Source organism: Mesorhizobium sp. (assembly GCF_004962245.1).
Classification (GTDB): domain Bacteria; phylum Pseudomonadota; class Alphaproteobacteria; order Rhizobiales; family Rhizobiaceae; genus Mesorhizobium.
This window is the reverse complement of sequence record NZ_SUHQ01000006.1, coordinates 186003-211331: the sequence shown is the minus strand read 5'-3', so window position 1 is coordinate 211331 and position 25329 is coordinate 186003. Positions and strand designations below refer to the sequence as shown.

General features: G+C 58.8%; 22 protein-coding genes and 4 pseudogenes. 13 read left to right on the top strand and 13 right to left on the bottom strand.

The window, feature by feature from the left end:
• Positions 1-57: 57 nt before the first annotated feature.
• The 3 genes from E5X88_RS09005 to E5X88_RS08995 all read right to left on the bottom strand — a co-directional run bounded on the left by E5X88_RS09005 (position 58) and on the right by E5X88_RS08995 (position 1654).
• Entirely contained in the window at positions 58-585 is a 528-nt protein-coding gene (locus E5X88_RS09005; protein ID WP_292160426.1) for a GNAT family N-acetyltransferase, read from the bottom strand.
• 102 nt (positions 586-687) lie between these two features.
• Positions 688-1335, bottom strand: a complete 648-nt coding sequence (locus tag E5X88_RS09000) for a helix-turn-helix domain-containing protein (RefSeq protein WP_292160424.1) — start codon at positions 1333-1335, stop codon at positions 688-690.
• Positions 1336-1465: 130 nt separating this feature from the next.
• Positions 1466-1654: a hypothetical protein gene (locus tag E5X88_RS08995; protein ID WP_292160422.1), complete on the bottom strand. Its 189-nt coding sequence runs from the start codon at positions 1652-1654 to the stop codon at positions 1466-1468.
• A 565-nt stretch (positions 1655-2219) separates the two neighbouring features.
• Here E5X88_RS08995 and E5X88_RS08990 point away from each other — a divergent pair.
• Together E5X88_RS08990 and E5X88_RS08985 are read left to right on the top strand one after the other, a co-directional pair.
• A complete protein-coding gene (locus tag E5X88_RS08990) occupies positions 2220-2852 on the top strand; it encodes an N-acetyltransferase (RefSeq protein ID WP_292160420.1) in 633 nt (210 codons plus the stop codon).
• 400 nt (positions 2853-3252) lie between these two features.
• Positions 3253-3990, top strand: coding sequence for a haloacid dehalogenase type II (locus tag E5X88_RS08985; protein WP_292160418.1), 738 nt, complete (start codon positions 3253-3255; stop codon positions 3988-3990).
• A 484-nt stretch (positions 3991-4474) separates the two neighbouring features.
• Here E5X88_RS08985 and E5X88_RS08980 read toward each other — a convergent pair whose 3' ends face one another.
• Positions 4475-4903, bottom strand: a complete 429-nt coding sequence (locus E5X88_RS08980; RefSeq protein ID WP_292160415.1) for a hypothetical protein — start codon at positions 4901-4903, stop codon at positions 4475-4477.
• A gap of 1 nt (position 4904) precedes the next feature.
• Between E5X88_RS08980 and E5X88_RS08975 the strand changes: the two genes are divergently transcribed.
• The gene (locus E5X88_RS08975) at positions 4905-5489 is read left to right on the top strand and encodes a sugar phosphate isomerase/epimerase (RefSeq protein WP_292160413.1); all 585 of its coding nucleotides are present in this window, start codon (positions 4905-4907) and stop codon (positions 5487-5489) included.
• A gap of 226 nt (positions 5490-5715) precedes the next feature.
• Here E5X88_RS08975 and nadC read toward each other — a convergent pair whose 3' ends face one another.
• From nadC to E5X88_RS08955, 4 genes are all read right to left on the bottom strand, one after another.
• Positions 5716-6579: a carboxylating nicotinate-nucleotide diphosphorylase gene (gene nadC, locus E5X88_RS08970; protein WP_292160567.1), complete on the bottom strand. Its 864-nt coding sequence runs from the start codon at positions 6577-6579 to the stop codon at positions 5716-5718.
• Positions 6579-8111, bottom strand: coding sequence for an L-aspartate oxidase (locus E5X88_RS08965; protein ID WP_292160411.1), 1533 nt, complete (start codon positions 8109-8111; stop codon positions 6579-6581). The genes nadC and E5X88_RS08965 overlap by 1 nt, the downstream gene beginning before the upstream one ends.
• The gene (gene nadA / locus E5X88_RS08960) at positions 8108-9082 is read right to left on the bottom strand and encodes a quinolinate synthase NadA (RefSeq protein ID WP_292160409.1); all 975 of its coding nucleotides are present in this window, start codon (positions 9080-9082) and stop codon (positions 8108-8110) included. Before nadA ends, E5X88_RS08965 begins: the two co-directional genes overlap by 4 nt.
• Positions 9083-9152: 70 nt before the next feature.
• Positions 9153-10082, bottom strand: coding sequence for a hypothetical protein (locus tag E5X88_RS08955; RefSeq protein WP_292160407.1), 930 nt, complete (start codon positions 10080-10082; stop codon positions 9153-9155).
• Positions 10083-10327: 245 nt separating this feature from the next.
• Between E5X88_RS08955 and E5X88_RS08950 the strand changes: the two are divergent.
• From E5X88_RS08950 to E5X88_RS08940, 3 pseudogenes are all read left to right on the top strand, one after another.
• Positions 10328-10423 (top strand): annotated as a pseudogene (locus tag E5X88_RS08950) (electron transfer flavoprotein subunit beta/FixA family protein); the annotation flags it as partial.
• A pseudogene (locus tag E5X88_RS08945) lies at positions 10419-10562 on the top strand (ATP-binding protein); the annotation flags it as partial. The pseudogenes E5X88_RS08950 and E5X88_RS08945, both read left to right, overlap by 5 nt.
• A 57-nt stretch (positions 10563-10619) precedes the next feature.
• A pseudogene (locus E5X88_RS08940) lies at positions 10620-10712 on the top strand (transposase); the annotation flags it as partial.
• 336 nt (positions 10713-11048) lie between these two features.
• Here E5X88_RS08940 and E5X88_RS08935 read toward each other — a convergent pair.
• Positions 11049-11393, bottom strand: a complete 345-nt coding sequence (locus E5X88_RS08935) for a VanZ family protein (RefSeq protein WP_292160405.1) — start codon at positions 11391-11393, stop codon at positions 11049-11051.
• Positions 11394-11633: 240 nt separating this feature from the next.
• Here E5X88_RS08935 and E5X88_RS08930 point away from each other — a divergent pair, with 240 nt between their 5' ends.
• From E5X88_RS08930 to E5X88_RS08910, 5 genes are all read left to right on the top strand, one after another.
• A complete protein-coding gene (locus E5X88_RS08930; protein ID WP_292160403.1) occupies positions 11634-12779 on the top strand; it encodes an acyltransferase in 1146 nt (381 codons plus the stop codon).
• Positions 12780-13664: 885 nt separating this feature from the next.
• Entirely contained in the window at positions 13665-14399 is a 735-nt protein-coding gene (locus E5X88_RS08925; protein WP_292160401.1) for a Crp/Fnr family transcriptional regulator, read from the top strand.
• A gap of 393 nt (positions 14400-14792) precedes the next feature.
• Entirely contained in the window at positions 14793-15563 is a 771-nt protein-coding gene (locus E5X88_RS08920; protein ID WP_292160399.1) for a response regulator transcription factor, read from the top strand.
• A 132-nt stretch (positions 15564-15695) separates the two neighbouring features.
• Positions 15696-17567 carry a GNVR domain-containing protein gene (locus E5X88_RS08915; protein WP_292160397.1) on the top strand — a complete coding sequence of 624 codons (1872 nt, stop codon included), beginning with the start codon at positions 15696-15698 and terminating at the stop codon, positions 17565-17567.
• 297 nt (positions 17568-17864) lie between these two features.
• Positions 17865-18716, top strand: a complete 852-nt coding sequence (locus E5X88_RS08910; RefSeq protein ID WP_366664831.1) for a sugar transferase — start codon at positions 17865-17867, stop codon at positions 18714-18716.
• Here the strand turns inward: E5X88_RS08910 and E5X88_RS08905 are convergent.
• Entirely contained in the window at positions 18651-18998 is a 348-nt protein-coding gene (locus E5X88_RS08905) for a hypothetical protein (protein ID WP_292160395.1), read from the bottom strand. The genes E5X88_RS08910 and E5X88_RS08905 overlap by 66 nt on opposite strands.
• Before the next feature lie 134 nt (positions 18999-19132).
• Here E5X88_RS08905 and E5X88_RS08900 point away from each other — a divergent pair, with 134 nt between their 5' ends.
• Positions 19133-20569 (top strand): hypothetical protein, encoded by a 1437-nt coding sequence (locus E5X88_RS08900; RefSeq protein WP_292160394.1) that lies wholly within the window; start codon positions 19133-19135, stop codon positions 20567-20569.
• 78 nt (positions 20570-20647) lie between these two features.
• Here E5X88_RS08900 and E5X88_RS33630 read toward each other — a convergent pair.
• The 3 genes and pseudogenes from E5X88_RS33630 to E5X88_RS08890 all read right to left on the bottom strand — a co-directional run.
• Positions 20648-20995, bottom strand: a pseudogene (locus E5X88_RS33630) (TylF/MycF/NovP-related O-methyltransferase); the annotation flags it as partial.
• A 312-nt stretch (positions 20996-21307) separates the two neighbouring features.
• Complete coding sequence (locus E5X88_RS08895) at positions 21308-22618, bottom strand: polysaccharide biosynthesis/export family protein (RefSeq protein WP_292160392.1); 1311 nt, start codon at positions 22616-22618, stop codon at positions 21308-21310.
• A gap of 140 nt (positions 22619-22758) precedes the next feature.
• Positions 22759-23631: a glycosyltransferase gene (locus tag E5X88_RS08890; RefSeq protein ID WP_292160390.1), complete on the bottom strand. Its 873-nt coding sequence runs from the start codon at positions 23629-23631 to the stop codon at positions 22759-22761.
• 270 nt (positions 23632-23901) lie between these two features.
• Between E5X88_RS08890 and E5X88_RS08885 the strand changes: the two genes are divergently transcribed.
• Entirely contained in the window at positions 23902-25212 is a 1311-nt protein-coding gene (locus E5X88_RS08885; RefSeq protein WP_292160388.1) for a glycosyltransferase, read from the top strand.
• Positions 25213-25329 lie beyond the last annotated feature (117 nt).

The following is a 25329-nucleotide window of genomic DNA, read 5'->3' as shown; positions in this document are numbered from 1 at the left end:
CATGGACATCCTCAAGGAGCGATTGGTGACCAAGCCGAGGCGGGCGATCCTTGGCAGCTAGTCCGGTGCTTTGCGTCCTAGCTGCCGTCGAACCAGAACAAGTGTCGGATCGTCAGGATAGGTTGTCACTACGAATCCCATATCGCGTTCGAGCTCAATGGCCTCACGGTTTTCGCGATTCTCGATCGACTCGATTGTATCGAGGCCCAGCCCTTCGGCATATCTCGCTATGTAGGCGAGCAACTCCCAGCTGACTCCCAGGTGCTTGTGATCTGCGCGCGTGCAGATCGCGACTTCTCCGTGCTGACGAGGCTGATCGCATGCCAGTGTCGCAACGGCGATCAGCAATCCGTCGGCCGAAAAGGCAAGGAAGTTGTGTATCCCGGCATCATCGGAACGCGTCATTGCGACGAGCCGCTCATGCGAGACCGCCTTCACTCCGCCGAGAAAGCGAAATCGCAGATCGTCCGGCGTCACATGGGTGAAGAACTCCGCCAAAGTTGGCTCATCCTCGGGGCGTGCGCTGCGCACGTCGAAGCGAAATCCAGTGCGCGTGGTAAGAGTTGACTTGCTGTTCGTAGTCATGCTTTGCCTGTAATCCTGAGGTCCGCAATTACTGGGTGGACTGGTGAAGGCGAGCGTGGCCGTTTCCGGCCTGCCGCATTCGGGAGATCGGGCGAAGTTCCGTCATTCGCTCATATTGCGAAGCGCGTCGTGCTTGACGATTTCGATGCTGCGCAGGTTGAGCAGGCGGATGACGCCTTTGTCCTTCAGCCGGGTGAAGACCCGCGATACGGTCTCGATGGTGAGGCCGAGATAGTCGCCGATATCCATGCGCGACATCGGCAGTTCGACCTGCCGCAATCCACCCTGGCGCTCCGCCATGTCGACCAGGAACGCGGCGATGCGTTCGATGGCGTTCTGGCGACCGAGCACCAGGAGGTGTTCCTGAGCCCTTGTCAGTCCCTTGAGCGCCAAGGGCAGCAACTGATGGGACATGTCAGCCCCGGCGGCGAAGCGGAAGACGCGCACACCGGTGGCATTGATCGCTTCGGCGAAGAAATGATGCGTGGTGTCGGCCTCGAAGCCGAAGGTCTCTCCAGCCAGGTGGAAGGCGCTTATCTGCCGGCGGCCGTCGGCAAGCAGGCGGTAGACGCGGACGGCGCCGAACTCGACCTGGTAGAAGGCGCCGGCCTTTTCGCCCTGGGCATAGATTTCGGCACCGGCGGGAAAGAAGCTGACCGGTTGCAGCGGTGCGGTGTCGAATGCCGCCGGCAGGCTCGGCTGGGGGGCATGCGAGGGCAGGGCAATCCTTGAGGTCGTGTAGGCGTGCATGGCTGTTTTCCCGGTTGATCCGTGACACAGCAATCGCGCGGATCGGCGGCTCGCGAAATTCGGTTATGTCCCTACGGGAAACTACCTAGACGTCGGCCGGACGGCCTGTCGAGGGCTGCCAACTGTTATGCTATTTGCTGGCACGCACCTTGACGTTCGTTAACCCGGCCGCCGGTATCCTGGTGCGGGCGGAGCGAAAACGCATGCCACTCGAGGCTTGGTCGTCCGGCGTCGGGCCGTTCGCTGAAATCTTCGCGTTGAGGCGGATCGATTTATATGGCGGCGCTATGACGGCGGTTGCCGTCAACCCTTCAATCACGGCAGTCTCCGAGAGATGACAGCCCGCTTTTTGGATCTGCAAAAAAGGCCAGCGCGAGTTCCATTGGATCGAACTGCGCGAGGCGTCTCAAAAGCCGGTCTTGTTGCTCTTGATTGCTAGGATCATCTTCCTATTTATCATATACCCCATGCTTTCCCCTGGCATGGGCGAGCGATGGATCCCTCCTCCCTGATCCATCGTGGTGCTGAGCCCGCTGCCCACTCCCTCCGGCAGCGGGCTTCTTTTTTGTCGATGCAGCCAATCGAGCCAACTCAACCGCGACCGTCAAGGAGGACGCGAATGGACTGGCGATCGTTAAGGATCCCTCCTTGTTTCGGTCTTTAGATTCGCCATGAGTGCGGTGATCTGCGGCAACGCCGTGCAAATGGGATGGTTTGACCAGCCTAGCCGCCCAGAGGTCCCCATATGCGCCGGCGCCAGCCTTGACGAGATCTTGGGTTGCGGCTTCCATGCCTGCGTATTGGCGTTCTGGTAAACGTCGATGGTGATGCCGCGCCGATCATCGACCGCCTCGGCGAGGACGACGGCAACGGGCGCTACTGACATGGAGCTTGAATTCGGAGGCGGATATGTGCTGCGCCGGGCGCTGCGAGAGGACCATCCGGCGCTCAACCTCATATCCCTGAGAACCGGAGACTCCGGCCAGGATGCAACGGCGCGGGAAGACGATCCCGATCTTCTTGGCCTGATCTATTCGGTGCCGTACCAGGTGCTGGAGCCGGACTTCGCCTTCGTGGTCGAAGGTCCCAACGGCGTGTGCGGCTACATATTGGGCACGCCCGACAGCGCTGCCTTCTATGAACGGGCGGGGCGTGAATGGTTTCCGCCGCTGGCGGCACAGCTCGCCGATCCGGGGCCGGACGAGAGCCGGTGGCGGGGCAGCGACTGGGCGCGGCGGGCCATCCATCATCCGGAGTTCATTTATCCCGAGGCGCTGCATGAATGGCCGGCGCACGGCCATATCGATCTTCTGCAGGAAGCCAGAGGCAAGGGGATCGGACGCCGAGGCATGCGATACCTGATGACAAAGCTTCGCGAGGCGGGCGCGCAGGGCATGCACCTGCATGTAAGCCCGAAGAACCTCGGTGCGCAGGCCTTTTACCGGACACTCGGTTTCAGGGCAGTGCAGCATGCGAGCCTGCCGCAGTATACGGTGTTCATGGCGGCTGTGCTTTAGCAATGCCTAGCAGCTGGAACTCAGCCGTGTTTTCTCCCTGCGAGGTGGAGTTGAGCCAGTGTCCGAAATGGGGTGGTGAGTTCTATCAGGTCACCTGCATAGAGCTGCGACAGATCCTCGTGGGACAAAAACATTGGAACAGATTTGAACGCTGCGCAGTCCCACCGATCCCTAACCGCCGGACTTTGCCTGTTTTTCAACATCCTTCGGGCCTGCTGTCGTGTCCAAAGGCCGTTGATTTACTTGGTTTTTTGCCTTCTCGTTGCCAATATTGATCGCGACAGTTTCCGATCGAATTCGGCGATGAATGGGCGATAATGACCGTTGACAGTTTTCTCCGTTCACCCGAGGTCGTTAATCATCGATTTTGGGACTGCCTGACGTCAAGGAGCCGAGCGTAATGGCGCTGGATGGTGTGCGTGCCCTGGTGTTCGACGTCTTCGGCACCGTCGTCGACTGGCGCAGTGGCGTGGCCCGTGAAGCAGACCCGTTCCTGAAACGGCATGGTGCGGGAACGGTCATTCCCATCGGCTTCGCCCCCACTGCTTTTGCCGATGCGTGGCGCCGCCGTTACTCCCCGGTGATGGAGGAGGTTCGCAGCGGCCGGCGGCCGTTCACTAGGCTCGACGTGCTGCACCGGGAAAATCTGGAAGCAGTCCTACCGGAATTCGGGATCGACCCGGCTTCTGTGCCGGCCTCGGAGCTGGATGAACTGAACTTGGCCTGGCACCGATTGGAGCCCTGGCCGGACGTGGTGGTCGGCCTCACACGACTGAAGGCCCGATACATCATCGCACCGCTCTCGAACGGCAACATCATCCTCATGCTCGACATCGCGAAGCGCAGTGGCATCCCCTGGGATGCAATCCTCGGCGCAGAGGTCGTGCAAGCGTACAAGCCGATGCCGGAAGCCTATCTTCGCACCGCTGACGTTCTGGCAATGAAGCCGGATGAGATTTGTCTTGTGGCCGCGCACAATGGAGACCTGGCAGCCGCGCGGGCGTGTGGACTGCGAACAGCCTTTGTTCCACGTCCAACCGAGCATGGCGCAGGGCAGACCACGGACTTGCACGCCGACGGGGACTGGGACCTGGTGGCGGGGGACTTCATTGAGTTGGCTGAATGGCTTCGGTTGTAGCGGATCGGCGCGGCATAATTCGCAACCCGGCATAATGGCCAAGCTCGTGCAGCTGACGCACGATGCGCCCGATTTGCCGAGCCAGAAGCCGGATGCATAGCATGTGCGCAGGCTGGGTGGTCGAAATGGATTTTGACGGCCAGTTGCCGATCTGCTGCAAGTGACGAAGAGAACATGGCTCAACCGAGTCCCCGCCACTGGGTTCGTCGCTGAGCACGAGAATGCATGAATGCCGTCCGAGTCTGTAAAATTTGCAGTATCAATGGCTTGTGGCGATTTCTTTATAAAGTTGATAAGTTGGCTTCGTTGCATCCATGACCCCAGATCAATTGTTTCCCGCAGGAAACCGATCCGGGGCAGGACGATCATGTGCCCGTTGCTTCTTCTGATCTTGCTCCTGTTCGTGCGTCGGCACGGCCAAGGTTTGCGTCATTGCATCAGGGTCAATTTGACAATCGAAGGATGGAGCTAGGTAAACTGAACTTCAGCGGGCCGTCTGGACACACACCAGCCTGATGATGGTCTCGGTGTTGAAGGAGAGGCGCTCGGCCAGTGCCTCTTTCCCCATGAGGTCGCGCTCGAAAATGATCGAACCGGTGAAGCGATTGGTCAGATAGTAGTAACCGATCGCAGCGATCGTGATGTTGAGCTGCACGGCGTCTATTCCGGGACGGAAGACGCCGGCGGCAGCGCCGCAGTCGAGCAAGTCGCTGCCCATGTTGACGAACTTTCGGCTGACGACCTCGATGATCTCCGACTTCTTCAGATGCTTGGCCCGATGAAGGTTCTCGCGAGATCGGTGAGCGTGCGGTCGAGATCGGTGAGCGCGTCCGGGCGGCGGGCCTGAGAGTCGTGGGGCTTGCCGTACCCCGTTCCTTGTTGGCCCGCTCGCGCTGCCATCCCGCGCCGCCATTATGGACGATTTCCGCATCTCGATCGACATGGCCGCTGGCCTCGATGCGCCGGTGCTCACTATCGTCGTCGGCGGCGTTGAGCCGAACACACTTGGCGTTTCGGAAAGTCTGAAACTGGTCGCCGACCGCGTCGCGGATGCCGCGCCCTATGCGGCCGAACGCGGTGTGAGCCTCGCGTTGGAACCGCTGCACCCGGTCTATGGCGGCGACAGGTCGTGCCTCGTCACGGCGCGCGATGCGGTAGGTCTTTGCAGCGCGATCGGTCATGACAATGTCGGGCTTGCCATCGACGTTTATCATGTCTGGTGGGACACGTCGCTGGCTGCGGAACTGCGTCGCGCAGGGCAGGCGCGCATCCTCGGCTATCACCTCTGCGACTGGCTCGCGTCGACGCGCGATGTCCTGCTCGATCGCGGCAAGATGGGTGACGGCTTGGCGGATCTAAAGGCGATCCGCGCAGCCGTGGAAGCGACCGGCTATGCCGGACCCTGCGAGGTGGAGATATTCTCGGCCGGCGACTGGTGGAAGCGCGACCCTGGGGAGGTGCTCGACCGCTGCGTCGAGCGTTTTCGCACGGTTTGCTGATAAGCTAAGTTCCAGATTGGGATTCTTGCGCCCATGAAGCGGGTGGCGAGTAGTGCAAAGATTCGCGTCAGGCTTGACGACCCGACATCATGTCGTCTTCGCCACACACAACCTCCAGGTACCGCAAAACCTGGGAATACCCCGCGTTTGCGGACGGCTTTTTTCTGCGTGGTGATCAGTCGGCAACACCAGCCGGGCGGGAAGAACTCGCCCTGCGTAGAGCAAGTTACTCGCCGGAGGCGTGCGGATAATCGAGGCCGATGTCCAGGATCGGTGCGCTGTGCGTCAGCCAACCGACTGAAATCAGATCGACGCCCGTCGCGGCAATCTCGGCAGCCGTATCCAGCGTGATCCTGCCGGATGCCTCGGTGATCGCACGACCGGAAACCATCGCCACCGCTTGCCGCAGATCGTCGACCGACATGTTGTCGAGCAAGACAGCGTCGGGGGCGAGGGCCAAGGCCTCCTCAAGCTGGGCCAGCGTGTCGACTTCGACTTCGAGCTTGACCAGATGACCGGCACCGGCCCGCGCCCGCTCGATGGCAGGGCGAATTCCGCCGGCAATGGCGATGTGGTTGTCTTTGATGAGGATCGCATCGTCGAGGCCGAAACGGTGATTGGAGCCGCCGCCGGCTCGCACGGCATATTTTTCTAGCGTTCGCAAACCGGGCGTCGTCTTGCGTGTGCAGACGATCTTTTGATCATGCCCGCGAACCGCGGCGACTATCGAAGCGGTCGCGGTGGCTATGCCGCTCAGATGGCACAGAAAATTGAGTGCTGTCCGTTCAGCAGTGAGCATGGCGCGGGCCGGGCCGCTTACCGACGCAATGATCTCGCCCTGCCCGACATGGCTGCCGTCTGCCCGCTCCACCACCATTTCGAGGTCCTGGTCGACAAGCCGGAATGCGAGCATCGCCAGATCGAGCCCGGCGATAACTCCGCTCTGGCGCGCAACCAGAACGGTCGTCGCACGATGACCTATCGGCACGATGGCATCAGTCGTCAGATCACCAGCCCGGCCGAGATCTTCCAGAAGTGCGGCCCTGACTGTGGGCTCAAGCATGATGGCGGGAAGCGGCGAGAAGTTCATCATATCGCCTCTTCAAGTGCTGGCGAGCCTGCGAGTTCCTGGGCTGTCGCCAAGGCGGCTTTGAGGGTGAACTCGAAACGACGGGCAACGGCCGCACGGTGCGGAAAGTCCGTCCGGTAGTGAGCACCGCGACTTTCCTGGCGCAGGAAGGCAGCAATTGCGATCATCAGTCCGACGGCCGCTGGGTCTGATGTCGCGGCAAGCGGCAGCAATGCGCGTATAGCGGCTTTCAGGCCTTCGCCGTCGCGCGCGAGGCCTAGCGCGCCCGACAGGAGGGCGCGCACAGGCATTGGATCATCAGGCGAATCCTGATCGCTGGCAATCGCTGGTTTTTGTCGGCCGCCAGGCGAACCCGCCGCGCTCTCGGCGACCCAGAGCGCGCACACGATCGCCTCGGTCAGCGAGTTGCTGGCAAGCCTGTTAGCGCCGTGCAGCCCAGTCGAAGCGACTTCACCGCAAGCCCAAAGTCCCGAAACCGACGTGCGGCCGGCTCCATCCACGGCCACGCCCCCCATGTGATAGTGCTGGGCGGGTCGTATGGGAATGAGGTCGTGCCCCGGATCGATGCCGGCGCCCCGGCATGCTGACGCGATCGTCGGAAACTGCCGCGCGAATGTCGGGCCGGGCTTTTCCCGCGTATCGAGAAAGACGCAGTGGCCATTCGAAAGATGTTTCCAGATGGCGCGCGCCACGACGTCGCGTGGCGCCAGTTCCGCACCTTGCACGCCTTGGAGGAAGCGCTGGCCTGTTTCGTCGACGATCGTCGCGCCTTCGCCGCGAACCGCTTCGCTGATCAGCGGCATGGGGCGATCCGCCCCATCAAGTGCGGTCGGATGGAACTGGATGAATTCCAGGTCAGCAAGGACCGCACCAGCACGCGCCGCAAGCCCCAGACCCTGTCCGCAGTTGCCCAAAGGGTTGGTGGTGTCGAGGAACAGTCCGCCAATCCCGCCGGTGGCAAGAACGACCCGTCCCGTGACGAAGAATACCGGACCAACGGAGCAGCGAGCCAGGACGCCGACAACCGTATTGTCGTCCACCGCCAGACGGCGCGCCTCCACGCCCTCGATGACCGTAATCGACGGAGTGGATCGCACTGCTGCGACAAGCGCGCGCATGATCTCGCGTCCACTGCCGTCGCCGCCGGCATGAACGATACGCCGCCGGCCGTGTGCGGCTTCCAGCCCGAGAAGCAGCGCTCCCGCTGGGGTCCGATCGAAACGGACCCCAAGACGCGCCAATTCTTCGATCGCAGCCGGTGCCGCCTGCACGACGCGACGCGCAACGTCTGCGTCGCAAAGTCCGTCGCCGGCGGCGAGCGTGTCGGCTAGATGGAGCAACGGTTCGTCGTCGAGGCCCAGGCTGGCGGCAAGCCCGCCCTGGGCCCATGTGCTCGATGCGTCTGCTCCAAGCGGCATTCTGGACAACAGGACTGCCGGCTCGGGCGCCAAATGAAGCGCGGTCATCAGCCCGGCGATGCCGCCGCCGACGATAACCGGTCGGCCGTCAAGGTTGCGGATCTCCATATTCATACGGCCAGCATCCGTTCGACCGCGAGCCGTGCTCGTCCTGAAATCCCGGGCTCGATCCTTACCTCATGCCGGTTCTGCTCAAGCGCTGAACGGATGTTGGCGAGCGTTATCCGCTTCATATGTGGGCAGAGATTGCAAGGCCGGACGAACTCGACCTCGGGATGCTCCACCGCGACATTGTCGCTCATCGAGCATTCCGTCATCAGAACGACGCGAGGCGGCTTTTGGCTTCCGACATAATCGGACATGGCGGCCGTCGAGCCGGAAAAATCGGCCTGCGCGACCACGTCGGGCGGGCATTCGGGATGGGCAAGCACCGTCACCCCCGGATAATCCTCGCGCAATTGTCTGATGTCTTCAGGCGTAAACCGCTCATGCACCTCGCAATGGCCCTTCCAGGCGATGATCTCGACGTGCGTCTGGGCGGCGATGTTCCGGGCCAGGTATTCATCGGGCAGCATGATCACTCGAGGAACGCCGAGAGATTCGACGACGGCCTTTGCATTGCCGGACGTGCAGCAGATGTCGGATTCGGCCTTCACCTCCGCTGACGTGTTGACATAGGTGACGACCGGCACGCCGGGGTATCGTTGGCGCAGCAGGCGGATATCGGCAGCGGTGATGGAATCAGCCAGCGAGCAGCCCGCCTTCAGGTCCGGGATGAGCACCGTCTTTTCCGGATTGAGCAGTTTTGCGGTCTCGGCCATGAAGTGCACGCCGGCAAGCACGATGACATCCGCCTCGACCGCCATCGCCTTGCGGGCCAGCGCCAGGCTGTCGCCGACAATGTCTGCGACGCAGTGAAAAATCTCCGGCGTCTGGTAATTGTGCGCCAGTATGACGGCGTTTTGTTGTCGCTTCAGATCAAGGATGGCGTCGATGTCGTCGGCAAACACCGGCCATTCGACGGGCGGGATGACCCGCCGCACCCGATCGTAGAGCGCGGAACTCCGCACCAGCCCATTTGCCATTCTCGCCTCCGGGAATAATGCTCTAAACGAGTATAACTGGAGCATATGCTTACCTTGAGCATAAGGAATGTCAAGCACGCGAGAGGGGTAATTTCGTCCCAGAGGTTGCGCGCTCGGCAAGAACGCCGTGCCGGAAGCGAAACAGCTTGGCCGGTCGACCACCGGTGTCGGCGGTCAACGCTCCGGTCTCTTCGACCAGTTCCTGTTGCTCGACCAGGCGCCGAAAATTCTGCTTATGGACAAGTCGGCCGGCGAGCGCCTCCACGGTTCGCTGCAGCTGCAGCAGTGTGAATGTCGGCGGCATCAGTTCAAACACGACGGGGCGGTATTTGATCTTCGCACGCAGCCTGGCGATGCCAGTGGCCAGGATACGGCGGTGATCCGCCTGCATAGCTCGGCCGAAAACGGCGTTGTCCGCACCGCGACCGCGATGCGCCTCCTCCACAAACGACGCCTCGTAGAGCAATTCGTAGCGTTGTAGCACCAGATCCTCGTTCCATGCGTAGTCCTCAAGCCCGAACGCGATCGCCGCCCGTTGCCACAGGTGATGACGTAGGGCACGACTATCGGCGGCGTCGGCCCACGCCTTCAGACGCGGGACGATTGTGTCTGGCAAAACGGACGGGACACCGGTGCGGTGATCTTCCCAAGGGAAATAATCGTACCAGTAGCGCCAAGCGGCCTTGTCCGCAGGCTCGGCCTGCTCCTCGCGGGTCAAGGCGAGATAGCTGATTGAAATCACGCGTTGTTCGCTTGCGTCGCCGGCGCGGTCGCGGTCGGCGAAGGTGTAGAGTTGCTCGATATAGCCCAGCGGGTGGCGCGTCTGCTGTTCGACCCAGTCCCTCAGGCCGGACTGCAGCGATCGATGTCCAAGCTCGAACGGGCCGGAAGGCAAGGCTTTGCCTTGTCTGATCGTCATAACGCGCGGTTGGCCAGCAGTCACCGCGACCAGAACTGCAATCAGTTCCGCGGCAATTGAATTCCGCTGGCCGGCTTTCATGGGCCGCCTCACAGCTTTGGTCTCGTGTTCAGTCATTGCCTGGTTACGTCGCACAATGCATTTCGGTAGGGCCTTGCGGCCAAGATCGATTCTGAACGTGAACCGCGCCGTTGCGGCAGTCAAACCGTTCGAGCCGAAGCACATTCGGGAGACCACAGGCTGATTGTCTCAAATCAATCGGCAACACGCGCTCTGCGGGCCTCGCCGACGCCGTGAAAAAACGATGGTCTCTTTCTCGGGGCCTGGAAGGAGGCGCCTCTGAGGGGATCATCGTTGTTTCGATCGGGCCGCAGCAGGCGCAGGAGACCCTGCGCCCCGCGCTCGCCATGGGCGCCAACCGCGATCCTTGATCGCCTGCTTCATCATTCGACAGTGATCACCATTCGCGGTGACAGCTACCGGCTTCGCGAAAAGCGTCGTTCCGGCCTATTGCAGAAGGCCGGAACGACGTTTGAGACCAACGAAACCGCAAAACCATGAGAGGGGGTCAGTTCTTCGTTTCGCCCAAGGGGTCAAATCCTCACTTCGCTTGACATCACCCGTGTCGGCAGGCTTGAGTTGCGGGTTCCGCAGGATCGAACTGGCCGCTTCTCCACCGAGCTGTTCGAGCGTTACCGGCGTTCGGAGCAGACCTATGGCGGGCTGGCGCTGGGCCAGGCGATGATTGGGCTCGCCGTTAATTGCGATTGAATGCCAGAAGCGATCTCTATAGTTGCCCGTCCAGCCACTCCCGCAAATCGCGGTCTCGCTCACTTTCGGCAATGGGCTGCGAGGGCCGCCTCCAGACATACCAGATGGCGGCAAGCACGCCGGCAGCCCACGCGCCGGCGAACATATTTGCAATGAGGTCGATCGGAACCTCCCAAGCCGGCAGCGATATTAGCACGGCATCAATTAGGTGTGCGACACACCCATTAGGGGTACAGATCGAGCGATGGCTGTGTGGCGCCGGTCCAAGCGAACGTTCTACCGTCCCAACCAGCCTTTCTTCGCGATGATGCAGCCAGCCGAAACCCCGACGCTGCCGGCGAGCGCTTTGATCACAGCGTCCTCAAGGGTCGGGTGCCGACTTGGGCTGAGCATCTGCAATGCCTCGATGCCGAGACCAGCCACGACGACCAGGCCAAGCGCCAGCATCCAGTTGCGCTCGTGAGCGAGGCCGAACAACAGGCCAAGGACAAGGAACGCGGCAACTCGTTCTGGCTCTGGGCCAAGGCCTGAGTGGGGGCGCATTCCAATCGGAACAATCGTCACTGCTAGGATGGCGATGACCAACAGCCATGCGGCTGCCCGGAAGACGGAACGAGGCATTTTCCCATCCATAGAAATGATTGGGATGCAACGCTACTCCACGTTCTAAGGCCTGAACAATCCACCAGTTCTCCGCCCAAAGAAGATCAGGCGTCGCGGTGCGGTGAATCTGCGCTGAGACACGCAGTCCCATGCCCGATGGTTCATCCTATTAGCTTATATCCGAACGTATCAGCAGGTGCACTGATCATTTCACGATAACATTCGACCTTGGCCTGACGCAAAGTCCGGAACGTGATTATGGAACGCAACGCCCACTATCTCGTCATAGATTTCTTACGCATTTTTGCAGCGATTTTGGTGTTGCTGAACCATTTCGCGACATTCGCCTGGAACAGTGCGTCAGTCACCGAGGGGAGCGATGTCGCCTTCGGTTTTCTATCGGCGTTTGCCGGTTTGGGTGCCGTAGGGGTCGAGATTTTTTTCGTAATTTCCGGCTTCGTCATCGCCATGAGCGCCTCGGGCGAAGGCGGAGTGTCGCAAGCGCTGCGTTTCGCGCGCATTCGCGCTACGCGTATATTGCCAGCCTTGTGGTTGTCCGCGCTTGTCAGTTTGGCCGCACGAACTCTTTATGGAGAGGATTTTCCCCGTCTTCTGATGGACTTTTGTAGATCTGTAATATTGTCGCCTAAGGGTCCCTATATCGACGGGGTTGTATGGTCCCTCGTCATCGAGGCCGTATTTTATTTCCTGGTGGTCCTGTCGATTTTGTCGAGGTTTCGTCTGTCACTCTATGACCTGGCCAAGATAATAGGGTTTTCCAGCTCGGTATATCTTCTTGTTGTCTCTGGGTTGCATATGCTGCCGCCGTCCACGCGGTTGGAGGAAGCGATTTCGGTACTTTCGCGGTTCCCCTTCAAACTGCTTCTGCTGCAGCACGGCGTTTTCTTCGCTGCAGGTATGATCTTCTTTCTTGTCAGGAACGGTGGCGATGATCATGGCATAGCGGGGCATCACGGGTGGAAGGCAGTGTTGTTATTGCTTTTCGGCGCTATGGGCATCGCGGAGATTTTCATCTCGGTTGAACGCGGCTATGCGTACAAATTGTCAGCCGTGATAATTTGGCTGGTCTGTATGTATGTAATGATCGTAGGGATAAGGTACGGCGATTTTATCAAGAGAAAACTTTTTGAACGTCAGGGGCTGATAAAATATATCGGAGGAATAAGCTACCCAATCTATTTGAACCATTATTCCGTTGGGATGGTCATGGTTTGGTGGTTGTTTTCTTTGGGTCTTCCGATGCCTATTGTCTTTGCTCTCTCCTTGTTGTTCGTTCTAGGTTTGAGCATGGCCGTTATGTGGCTGGAGAAGAGGATTCAAAACGCCATCAAGGGATGGTTTCCTAAGCCCCCGGCGCCAAATGAGCTCAAAATGGCGGTTTAGGCTATGGAACGCAGCAAGGCGGTCGAGGCGTCGCTCGCCCCAAGCGCTGGATCCATATGTATAAGCCGATTGTGGTCCCAGTTGCACGGGCTTTGGTCGGCGGCATCGGCACTCCAGACATACCCCTCTTCCCGGGCGCGTGGCGACGGATCTGCCGACATTGGAGCATCGTAGCTACTGCGAATGAGGTATGCCTTGCCACTGTGTAGTGTCTCAAACGGAGACAGCATGGCTAGAAAGAGAGGCGTCAATTGACCCATTCCGGCCCTGGAACTCCGGCGAGGGTGCTCATCCGGTTGTAGTGGTTCCGAGCCTTTGGCGAACGCTCTTGTCCATTGAGACGCCGTTACGGCAGAAAAAATCATGCCGGGTGCGACTTGCTTGTCCTGTGAGACAACTGACCTGCCGCGACTGCGCTTTGTGGCGTGACGCTTGAGTGAATCGGTGCTGATCGACTGGGGTATCCGAGACGTTATCTGCGAGCGAAATCAGGAGGTTGCCTCAAGACGTGGCAGCAACGTTGCGGAACGCCACGGATCAATCAGGCAGCCGCAACTTGTCTCGTTTCCACCGAAAAGCGGCGTTTACCTGGGTCCCGCTGAAGCAACCCCGCCGCTCCTGCCAACATGTTTGCAACGCTCGAAGTCGGTGCAATTGCGCTGAAGCATGTTGGCGCGGACAGATTGCCGAGCCGTGAAAGTCAGTCGAATTTCATAGTGAACTCGGGTCTTAGTTCGGCCTTGATCAGGCATGATCCTTGCTTTGTCGAGAGGGCGCAGTGCTACATCATCCGATAGGTGTAGCCAGGTGAGGGTACTCAACACGTCAAAGCTGAAGTACATTTTTGCCTAGGGAGGTATCTGGGGGAGGATTGGCGGGGTTCAAATGACGTATGCTTCACGCCCTTTTATGGGGGGAAATGAAAATCATCCGTCGTCGGTCGGACTGAAAAACGACGATAAGGCGTATATCAAGGCGCTAGGGTTCGTCACGAAGCGATATGCGGCAGAGACCGCAATCGTCAATCAGGGAGAGGACAGCGATCGCGTCTTCATAATCGAGTCAGGCTGGGGATGCATTTCCCATGATCTTGCCGGCGGGCAGCGACAGATTTTGGACTTTGCCCTGAAGGGCGACATTGTCCTGCCACAGTCGTACATGGGCACAGCTCTTGAGACATTTGTAGCCCAAACCGAGCTTGCGGTGTTGGAAGCCTCGACCAAGACACTTGTTGTTGGCGCAGCGAAGTCGTCCCGTACAGCGACCCTTTTTCTCGAACCTCTCGTGCATCAGAGAGCGCTCGTTGCCCAACATCTCACCAATATAGGTCGGCGCAGCGCCCTGGCGCGTACAGCACACTTGCTGCTCGAACTGAGAGCGCGCTTGGAACGTGTCGGCGCTGTCACCCGTAATGGCTATGCATGCCCGCTCACCCAATACGACCTCGCCGACGCGCTCGGCCTGACTCCGATTCATGTCAATCGAATGTTGCGGGAATTGCGGGAACGCGGGCTTCTTGAGTTCCGCCAAGGTCATGTCCGCGTGCTCGATCAACCGGGCGCTACGAAATTTGCCGAGTTCGATGACAGATATGTCCATAATAGATATGTCTATAATTGACGCTCTATTGGCATAGCACGCCAAGACAACGGGACGCGCCTGAAAAGCCATCCCGATAGGCGAAGCCTACTATCCCATTGGACGGCGACTGCTTGCATCTGGCAACCGTGCGAAGTCCAGCTTTCGTTCGGCGCAGTCCCTCACCAGCCCCCTCCTAGGCCAGGTGAAGTAGCCGAAATTTTTTTTTACATTTTGTTAACCTAAATTAGTGAAGGCCCGCCTTTTGGCCGATAATCTCTTCTACGCAATAGTGCTGTGACCATGGCGGGGGCCTGGCAATCTCACAGTTTGAAGGAAGTTGGCGCGAACAGAACATCGCTCGCGGGAATGGTATTGTCCGAAGTCCCTTTCGTACTGGTCTCGAAACGTGAGTAATGTTTGGGGAGTAAGTTCATGGTACCGACAATTCAATTGGATGCCAAATCGCCCGGTACACTGGAATTCTTATCGGGTAACATTGGGAATGGAATTCATCTTCATAGAAACGGCCTAGCGGAATCCTGCCTGGCTCTGCTGGATGAGCGGGTGCTTGACCGACAATGTCTTGCACAATGCTTGACCGCTTATGGCGTCGGGAAAGAAATCCTGTCGTTCGGTTCGATCGAAGAATGGCGGCATCAGGAGAACGCACTGTCGGCATCGGCCATTCTGCTGAACGTGGGCAGCCGAAAGGTGACAGATGCAAAGACCGGCAGCGAAATCGCCGATCTCGTGAATGAGGCTCACCCGGTTCCAGTGGTGATTTTGGCCGATACCGACGACTTGGAGCAGATTCTAAAGGCGTTGAATTACGGTGCAAAAGCCTACATCCCTTCGTCGATCCGTTTCGAGATCTGCGTTGAAGCCGTAAATCTTGTTCTTGCCGGCGGCACATTTGTCCCCGCAAGCAGTGTGTTTGCCCTGCACAAGGCGATCGACACGGGCGTCGATTCGACGAGAGCCATGGCGAGCGTGTTCACGGAGCGGCAAGAAGAGGTTGTCCAGGCTCTGAGGCGTGGGAAGGCGAACAAGATCATCGCTCATGAGCTCAATCTCCGTGAGAGCACGGTCAAGGTTCATATCCGCAACATCATGAAGAAGTTGAAGGCGACCAACAGGACGGAGGTCGTCTACAAGCTCAATGAGATGTTCCCTGGCACCCTCGTGTCAGGCCGATCCAGTTAACTGGACAACGGTTACTTGCGATCATGGGACATAACGGTGGCCACGGCTGCACGTTCGTAATGGGGCTTGTTGGTAGAGCCCTGCTCGGCCTGCAGTTCGCCGCTCCTTTCGCTGCAGATATGGATTAAAGCCATGCTAGACCGGCCGTTAGCGGCAATTGCCCACAAGCCATGGCTTGGGGCCGATGCACCGCAGGATTTTATCAGCCTCGCTGACATTGTTTCTTTTGTCCGGCAGTACCTCTTCTCGATTCTTGCGTTTATGGTCGCCGGAATCGGTTGCGCCACATTCTACTTTGCTACCTCGGATTCGATCTACGTGGCGCGAACGCAGATCTTGATCGAACCAAAGATCCCCAGAAACTTTCAGCAGCAATCCGCCGAGGTAAATCTGTCGCTCGACACCGCCCAGATCGAGAGCCAACTCGCAGTTCTGCGCTCCCAGAAGATCGCGATAATGGTGATCGATGACCTTGGGCTCATGGATAACCCAACGTTCAGGGACATGCATGGCCCGACCATCGGCGAGAGGATTGGCAGGGCCTGGATGAGTGTCGTTCAGGCCGACGGACTCCACACCAGCTATGCCGCGCTGACGGATTTCTTCTATCGAATGCTGCCCTGGCTGGGTCGGGAACAAACGAACAGTCCGCCGTCCGAAGCCGAACGTGAGCGTACCGCGGTGGAGATATTCACCGATGGACTGGATGTTCAGCGTGTCGGTGTCTCATATGCGATAGACATCACATTCCAGTCTCTGGACCCCGCATTGGCGGCACGCATCGCAAACGCCACGGCGGAGGCGTTCGTACGCGAGCAAGTGCAAACGACAAAAGTAGCCGCTAGCCAAGGCATCGCATGGTTGGAAAGGCGTATGCGGGAGGTCGGCGACCAGATGAACAAGGCGACCAGGGTCGCCCAGGAGTTTCGTGCAAAACACGACTACAGTATTGGCCAGGAGGAGACCTCCGTCGAAGGACAGGGGCAAGAAAAGCCAGCACACCAGACGACGCTGGAGCAATTGGAAGTCACGGCCGACACCTATCGGAAGATGTATGAAAGCCTGCTCGGAGCGTATACGAACTCGGTCGACCAACAGCCCTATCTGATCGCCAATGCTCGTGTCATTACATCCGCAACGAGCCCAAAGACGGCAAGTCGGCCGCGCAAGAAGCTGATCCTCGCCTTTGGCGCACTTGCCGGACTGGTAGCTGGCATCGGGTTTGCTGTGGCGCGGCGCGGCCTCGATCGGAACGTGAGGACGCCTCATCAGATCCGCCGCGAACTGGGTTTGGCCTGTATTGGAGAATTGCCGCCGGTCAGCTTCAGGCGGGGTGGTTTTGGCCGGCTTGACGAGGTGCTCAGGAATCCGGACTCCTCATTCAGCGGAAGCCTTCAGAGCGTCAAGGCGATCATGAGCCTGGCCGGAACCTCCCATCCAAGGCGCCGCATCGGAGTCACATCCGTGTCCCCCGGTGATGGAAAGAGCACCGTTGTAAGCAATCTGGCGGCCCTCTGCGCGATGTCGGGCACGGCAACCCTGGTGATCAACGCCGACCACAGGTCGGCGCTGGACAAAGAACTTGTCAATTCCTCCGATCTCGACGTGATCGATCGAGATTCCGGGAGCCAGAAGGACTTCGTTAAGCAAATCCAGTTTGTTGAAAAGACATCGTTTTATTACTTGAAGAACGATGAGTCGAATTCCGCGAATTTGCTTGTTCCCGACAATATGGAGAGATTACTGGGCGACGTTGGCGCGTACAGTGTCGTCATTGTTGAGCTTCCACCGTTTAGTTCAGGTGCTGAAGGACTTGCTGTCTGTCCACTTCTTGATGGTGTGATTGTTGTGGCGCAGTGGGGTGTGACGTCGCTTGATCAACTTGAGGATCTGACGCAGACCCTCAAAAATATCAATTCGTCCGTCCTTGGGGTGTTGATGACCCGTGTTCGTTCTGTTTCGGCTCATCGTTACCGGAAGCGCGCAACCCAAGCACCGCGCTGACATCGATCCTGTCTTCCTCGCGGCAGGGGCACTGCCCGTCAATTCGGCACCTGCCTGCCAAATGTTTCTGCGCCGCCAATCAGGGGCGGCGCAGAGAACAGCGCGTCGAACGTTTGATTCCGATATCGTGCCTGCCATTGGTCGGAACAGCCATTCGTCCGTACCTGATCTAGCATCTTAGGGGTAGCCCGCCGCTACCAATCATCCCCCAACTACCACCTTTTCTCTGCTTGCCCGCAGTCATCCGTCATTGACAAAATGCGAAGGAAAAACAGCTGAAATCGAGCGTGAGCAGAAATGTCCAACGTGATTGAAAGCCACGTGCGGCCGTACAACGACTTGGCCGTTCTGATCGGGGCCAAGCCTGCGGCGACATTGCTTCTTCGGCGTGAAAGCGGCGCGGCCGCCACATCGAATACGCCAGACCTCTCGTCGCCTCAACTCGACGCAAGCCCTGACCGCGGCACCACTGCGCTTGGGCCGGACATGCTAACGGCAAGCGTTCAAGAAGATGTAGGGGGCGACCACCGAGAGCCTCTCGGCGGTTGGGCCAAGAGGCTGCTGGATCTGTTGGTAGCCTCGACGGCACTTATTCTGGCCAGTCCGATCCTGGTTCTTATCCCGCTGCTGATCAAGGCCACCACAGGCGGTCCGGTGCTGTTTGTCCACCGTCGTATCGGGTTCAACGGAAAGGTCTTCGACTGCTACAAGTTCCGCACCATGGTACCGAATGCCGAGGAGGTGCTCCAACGGCATCTGAGCTGCGATTTACAAGCCGCCCAGGAGTGGGCAGCCAACCAGAAGCTGAAGTGCGATCCGCGTATCCTGTTTTTCGGAAAGATGCTTCGCAAATCGAGCCTGGATGAGCTGCCGCAGTTGTTCAACGTCCTGCGCGGCGACATGAGTTGCGTCGGTCCACGACCTGTCGTTGCCGACGAATTGCAACGCTATGGCGCCGCTGCGCACGAATATCTGAAGACTCGGCCAGGGCTGACCGGCCTCTGGCAGATAAGCGGGAGAAACATGACCGAATATTCGCATCGAGTGCTGCTGGATACGCAATACGTTCAAACATGGTCTCTATTACGCGACTTCTCGATCCTGATCCGGACAATACCGGCCATGATGAAATTTGATCAGACCTCCTGAATTGGAAACGTCCAGGGGAGCAGAAACGGTCTCGGGGATTATCGCCCCCCGCCTCGGGCTGTGCCACAGTACGGCAAGCGCTAGGCCGGCCAAGTAGGCAACTTGGGTGACGACAACGAGATAGAGTGTCGAGCGGATGGTGGATTCAACAGACAGGTGGAGAAAACTGCCCGCAGCGATGCTGCCGGCGATCACCACCAAAGTCGCCGCTATCAGCGCCGGCGCGCGCAGGGTAAGCCCTGTCACCAGGGCAAGACCCGCAACGCCGACAATGGCAAGCAACACGGCGACCTCCCAGGGGTCAATTTTCTTGGCTCAAGATCAACGCCCTCGTAAGCAAATCAGAGTCGCTCCTTTCTGTGAAGCCATTCGCTTAATTATGCACAGTCAGGATCAGCGATCGTCGGAGGGGTGAAATGCAGATTTCCGTCGTTGGGGTGCTGATCTGCGCGGGAATCCTGGCCCTCGTCGTTTATATGCGCTGGTCGATCATCGCTGCGCTGATTGCTTCCCTGGCTTTTGGCGCGACGGCAATCGGGACGATAACCTCGCTTGGCGGCTCATCGCCACTTATCTTCACTGTCTTTGATATGCTCCTGATAGTGACAGCACTAGCTCGACGGGGAATCTGGAGAGAAATTGGATCAGTCTTTGCTCGTATAGGCGCGGCATGGATCGTGTGCGCGCTCATGATCTATGTGAGCATCGGAGCGCTGTTATTTCCGAGGCTCTTTGCCGGGCAGACGAGCGCCTTCGTCTCTTCCCGCACCGGCAAGGGGGTCTACGAAGCGGCCTTGGCGCCGGTGTCGGCCAATATCTCTCAGGCGGGGTACTTTGTTCTGGCAGGGCTGACGTTCCTGGCGGTCTGTCTGCTGCTTCAGCGCAGCGGCACGTTGGCCGATATCAGGCGAGGCTTCTTCCTGTGGTTCACCTTGCACGTGTCGATGGGCATTCTGGACTTGTTGGGCAAGGTGAGCGGTGCCGGCGACATCCTCGCCCCGATTCGTAGCGCCAACTACGCCATGCTGACGCAAGTTGTTGAAGCTGGGTTTTGGCGGATTGCGGGGGCGTTTTCAGAAGCATCGGCGTTCGGCGGGGCATCGCTGGCAGGGCTGGCGTTCACCTACACCTACTGGCGCAAGACTGGATCCAAATTCGCATTGGGATTGGGAGCGACCCTGTTTGTTCTCCTGCTGCTGTCGACATCGTCGACTGCCTATGTCGGCCTTGCAATCGTAAGCGTGCCCGTTGTCTTTTCCATCGTGAAGTCGCTCGCTTCAAGTCGGCTGAGGTCGGGGGAGGCACTGCTTATCGGGTTGCTGCCGCCCTTGCTCCTCTCCGCGATGGCCGCCAGTCTGCTCTATCCTCATGTCTTCGATCCGGTTCTGCAGCTCGTCGACTCCACGGTGATCAACAAAGCCACGTCAGCCTCCGGCCAGGAGCGCAGCTACTGGAACTACAAAAGCCTGCAGTCTTTCTTCGATACAGGTGGACTGGGGGTCGGGTTGGGAAGCTCGCGGGCCTCGAGCTGGCCGATCGCGGTGCTTTCCCAGTTGGGGCTGTTCGGCACCGCGATGATGACTGCTCTGTTGGCAATGCTGGTGCGGGGGCTGCGGGGTGTCCGCAGTCGCATCGATCCCGAGGTCGACGCGATCGCGTCCAGTGTCCGCGCTTGCGCCTTATCGGGGCTCGTGGCCGCAACCCTGGCAAGTGGCAGCGCCGACCCCGGTATCGTGTTCTTGATCCCTCTCGCTGTCGTTCTTGTCAGCCGGGTCTTGCCTGTTGAAGACGACAGTGTTGCTGAGGCAGCGGTGGGGACGCTCAGCATTCGCGCGATTCCAGCGAGCACGTGATTCAATCGCAGATCGGCACTGTTCCCGGCCGCGTCTAAAGCGTATCGAATCCACCGTACAAAAGCGCGACCTTTTCGGGTCACCATCCAAATGCGCAAATGCAATTTTGTCCGGCAACTGTGTGGGAAGCGTATCTTCGAACCATCCCTGGTGAAGAATAGGCTGCCGAAGATTCAAGCGCTTGAAATTTGCTATGAGCGCATCCTTCGTAGTGGCCATGTCGCCCTTGTGAGCGTTGGCGTGGCCGTTTTCGGCGCTGGCGTTCGGGAGACCTTCGAAGCTGTCATACAAGTGAAGGTTCCTGCTTGGATCGTAGTGCTGAAGTATACGTTGGAATACGACGGCTGACTTGCCTTCGTGGCATCCCAATTCACAGAAGTCCCCCGGTACGTTGTAGAAAAGCGCTGCGCTCGCCAAGTGATACATGTCCATCCTCTGTTCGACACGTGCGAACAGGTGGTGCGAGGACGAGGTTTATTCCGAGTTTTCGGAGAACCTTGTTGGCAAAGCGAACCGTCTGAGACTTGGATGGCTTTTGTTGAATCTATTCATCGAACGTGTTGGTCAAGAAGACGTTGGGCAGTTCCGTTGCTTGCATGGCGAAGTCTCTTTTTCTAGAAAAAGAGCGCGATGGCGATAGGGCCACATAGTGCGTGTATTGGTCAAGGAAGTTAACTGACTTCCATCGATCAGTCGCGCGCTTCTACCCTCATCCTGCTCGCAGAATCCGCCGGCAGGCTACGGAATGCCTACGGTATCGCCGACGGTTTCTGCTTTGAGTTCTATTCCCGGCGCCTTGCGCTGCTCGGTCGATGTCGAGTCCAGCGCGCCCATTTCATCCGGAGCCAGTGGTATTTCAATCTTGATGGTGTCTCCGGGCTCGACGACGCTCGTTTCGTTGGCTTGTATTTGCACCGTCGTGCCATCCGCCGACGGTCGAAAGATCGTGTAGATTGGCGCAGCCAAATCCAACTCGGCTCGGCGGGCAAGAAGTGTCGGGGCAGATATCTCGGAATCGTACAATAGCCGCCTCGCTGTTTCGGTCTTGCTGTCGAGAGCATCGAGCTCGGCTTGGGTTTGGCGCAGATCGATCGTTACCTCATTTCTCCGTCCTTCCTGGAGTTCGAGAATGGATATATCGGTTCTGCTGATTTCCTGACGGCCTCGCAGCAGACTGGTTTCCGCCGACAGCCTCTCGCTCTGCGCCTGGGCGAGGGTTCGTTCCAAAGCAAATTCCCGCGGCGCCGCCGCCAGACCCTTTGCCACAAGCGCCGAGACGGACGTCAACTCTTTCTGGATAGAGGCAATCTGCTTGTCGAGGAAGACGAGTTGCGCTTCCAGCGAGGTGAGTTCCTTCTGAAGAAACTCACGCAGACTTTGAAGCGCCTTGACCTGGGTGTCCAACCCCTCCCTGCGCGCCTGGAAGATCAAATGCTCCTGCTTCATGAGCATGGCAATGACGTCACCCTGCGTGCGTGACGTCAACTGGGGCGGAAACTCAATGTCGCTGGCGTGCGAGAGTTCCGCCTCGAGCCTGGCCTTGCGAGCCAGGAGATTGGCCTCGCTCAGCCTAAGCAAGCTCACATCCCCTCGACCCTGGATCACTTCGCGCTCGAACCTGGCGTCCCTGTCCTCCCGCGTCCGCAGCCCGCCCGCAATGCTCAATGCCTGCAGGACGGTCAGCCCGGGCCGATATGCGAATTCGCCCGATTGCGTCACCTTGCCGACGACGTAGAACGGTCGGAACTGGACGACTTCCACCGCGGTGTTCGGTTTTCGCACCAGGCCAACATTCTTCATCAGGCTGTTGCCGATGGAGTTCGCAATCTCGCCGGTCGTGAGGCCGGCGGCCTTGATTTCACCAACCAGCGGCAGCGAAATGGAGCCGTTCGGACCGACCGTATATTCGTCGTTGAGAGCACCCCAGGCAAAAATCGTGTCGCGCGACGCACGCCATTCGTAGACCTTGATGCGCAGCTTATCCTGCGGGCCGAGCACATACTCCTTGGCGCTTGCAGCCGAAGCGCCCAATATGCAGGCCAACGTCATCCCCGCCGACACCACGACGTGGAGCAGGCGCCGAGCCGCGCGCCGACAGGACAGCCTGTCGAGGGCTCGGGCTCGGCGATTTGAGCGAGTGCCTCTGTCTATCGAAAGGAACGGGTCATCAAGCATCTTTTATCCCTGCACTAGATCTCCAGAACATATTCCGGCTCAACCCGGCCTCTTGCGACGTGTGAAAGCGCCAGAAGATTGCCGCGCAGACGTCCTCTCCGGTCGATGTAGGATTCCGGCCAGAGACTGCGCGCGAGATTGGCAAGCAGATTTTTGCTCATCAACTTTAGTCCGATAGGCAATGGAACCGACCCTTTGCGGATGAGATAGATCGGGTTCGCCACCTGCGAATAGCCGAAACGAACGCCGCTTACGCGACCGCTCTTGACGCCGAGATGAACGCCGCGGATCGACTGCAAGGAGACGACCCGCCCCCTGGCTCTCAGCCGGCTGGTGAAATCGACGTCTTCCTGCCAGCCGTAGAGCACAAGCCGTTCGTCGAAGCGCAAGCCGCCGATGAATGCCGCCCTGATCGACATGTTGCACCCATAGGCGCTGAGTTGATCCACCCCGCGCGCTTCAGTCGCCGTGCCGGCCTCGCGAAGCGCCTGGATACCCTCTTCCCACGTGAACCCTGCAGTCGTCGCACCGTCCTTCAGCACGTTTCCAGTCACTACGGCCCAGTCCGGCTGCTGCATGAACGCCCGTGACACGCCATCGAGATAGTCGTCTGCAGGAATGAAGTCGTCGTCGAAAAAGGTGATTATGTCGAAACGGTCGCCTGCGGCATCGAGGGCAATGTTACGCTGTGCCGGCAGGCCCGTTTTTCCAAATACGCTCGATACCGGAAACCGGCAGGCTATGTTGCTGGGAACATGGTTTGCGTCGGGCGCCGAAATTATGACCGCGTCCGGGAGCCGGGTCTGTCGCTCAAGCTGCGCGAGAAGCCGCGCCACTTGTTCCGTGCGACCAAACGTTGCGACGATCACGACCAGTTTTTTCGACAATCAACTCTCCGCACAGCCAATGAACTGAGTGCGCTATCATCCTAATCCGCCGGTCGCGCCGATGCAGCCTGCGCATAAGTTTAGCGTTGCGGCGTGCTTAGGCCCATCGGAGTAGAAGCCGTACCTCGTTGGAGTGCAACCGGCTTCGAGCGAGGGCGGAGCTTAACCCGATAGACAGCTTGTTTGGACGGGACGGACGACACACAGTCGTTGAGCATCCGGGCAAAAACTGAATTCCCGAAGGGTGCCAACGTTCCGGGAGGGCAATGCATGCGCCATGTGCGACAGCCGAAAGCAACCACCATGGTTGGTCATGATACGAAGCATCTGCGATCCATCGGCAAGGCGCCATTTGCTGCCATCGACCGCAATGCGCGTATCGCCGTCGTGCATGACTGGTGCCCGAATTTTCGCGGGGGGGAGCAGGTCCTTGCCCGGATCTGCAGGCTCTTCCCAAGAGCCGAGGTCTTCACTCTTTTTGATTTTCTCCCGAAGGAGGTCAAAGACGAGCACTTTCCAGGCGTGGTTTTTCACGTTTCTGCGATGAATCGGCTTCCATTGGTGAAAAAATACTACAGGTCTCTATTTTTTCTTTGCCCGTTTATGATCGAGCAATTTGATGTCACTGGATATGACGCGGTAATTTCTTCTTCGGCTGCATTCTCTCGAGGCGTTCTCACGCGCCCGGACCAACCACACCTTTGCTACGTGCACAGTCCGGTGCGCTATGCGTGGGACGAACAATTCTCCTATTTGCAGCAAGCCCATTTGGGATTTGGCCCGAAGGGTCTTGCCTTTCGTTATCTGCTTCACAGGCTGCGGACCTGGGACACCCGCACGGCGCATGGTCCTGATTTGATGCTGGCAAATTCGAACTACGTCCGCTCCCGAATTGAACGGATTTATGGCCGCGATGCGCGGGTAGTCCATCCGCCCGTGGCCACCGGGGAACTTAAACTCGTCGCCAGCAAGGATGACTACTACGTAACGGCCGCATTCCACGCCCCGTATAAACGTACGGATCTGATTATTGAGGCGTTCAGCAAAACGCCGTCGCGTCGCCTGATTGTCGTGGGCGACGAAGTACAGTCCAAGCATCTGCGATCGCTTGCTGGTCCCAACATCATCTTCACCGGCTATCTGCCGCGGCATGAATACATCGAAAAAATCGCGAACGCCCGTGCGATGGTGTTCGCCGGATGCGAGGATTTCGGGATAGCGCTTGCCGAGGCCCAGGCTTGCGGCACTCCATTGATCGCCTTTGGCCGTGGAGGTGCCCGCGACATTGTCCGGCCGCTTGGCGAGAGCAGCCATCCGACAGGTGTGCTCTTCGACCGTCAGTCCGTCGATTCCATAGCCGAGGCAATTGACCTGTTTGAGGAAAATGCGGTGTCGATAGCGCCGCACGCCTGTCGTATGAACGCGTCTAGGTTCTCCGAGGAAAGGTTCGACCTTGCGATCCTCGACGCCCTTGGCTTGGCCCAGTCTGCCCAGCTTGCGCGCGAAACCGGGCACAGAGAGTTCTTTGGAACCGAAAGGCGCGAGATAACCGGTTCTCTTGCCGAGCCAGCTCTCCCATGAATTCGATTGACCTTCACATGGCCAGCTACGCCAAAGCGCTTCAACCGACCTCGTGTCCGTGCTGCTCGGCGCCGGTTAGCCGGTCGATTTACAGGGTCGAATCCATCCCGGTGCATA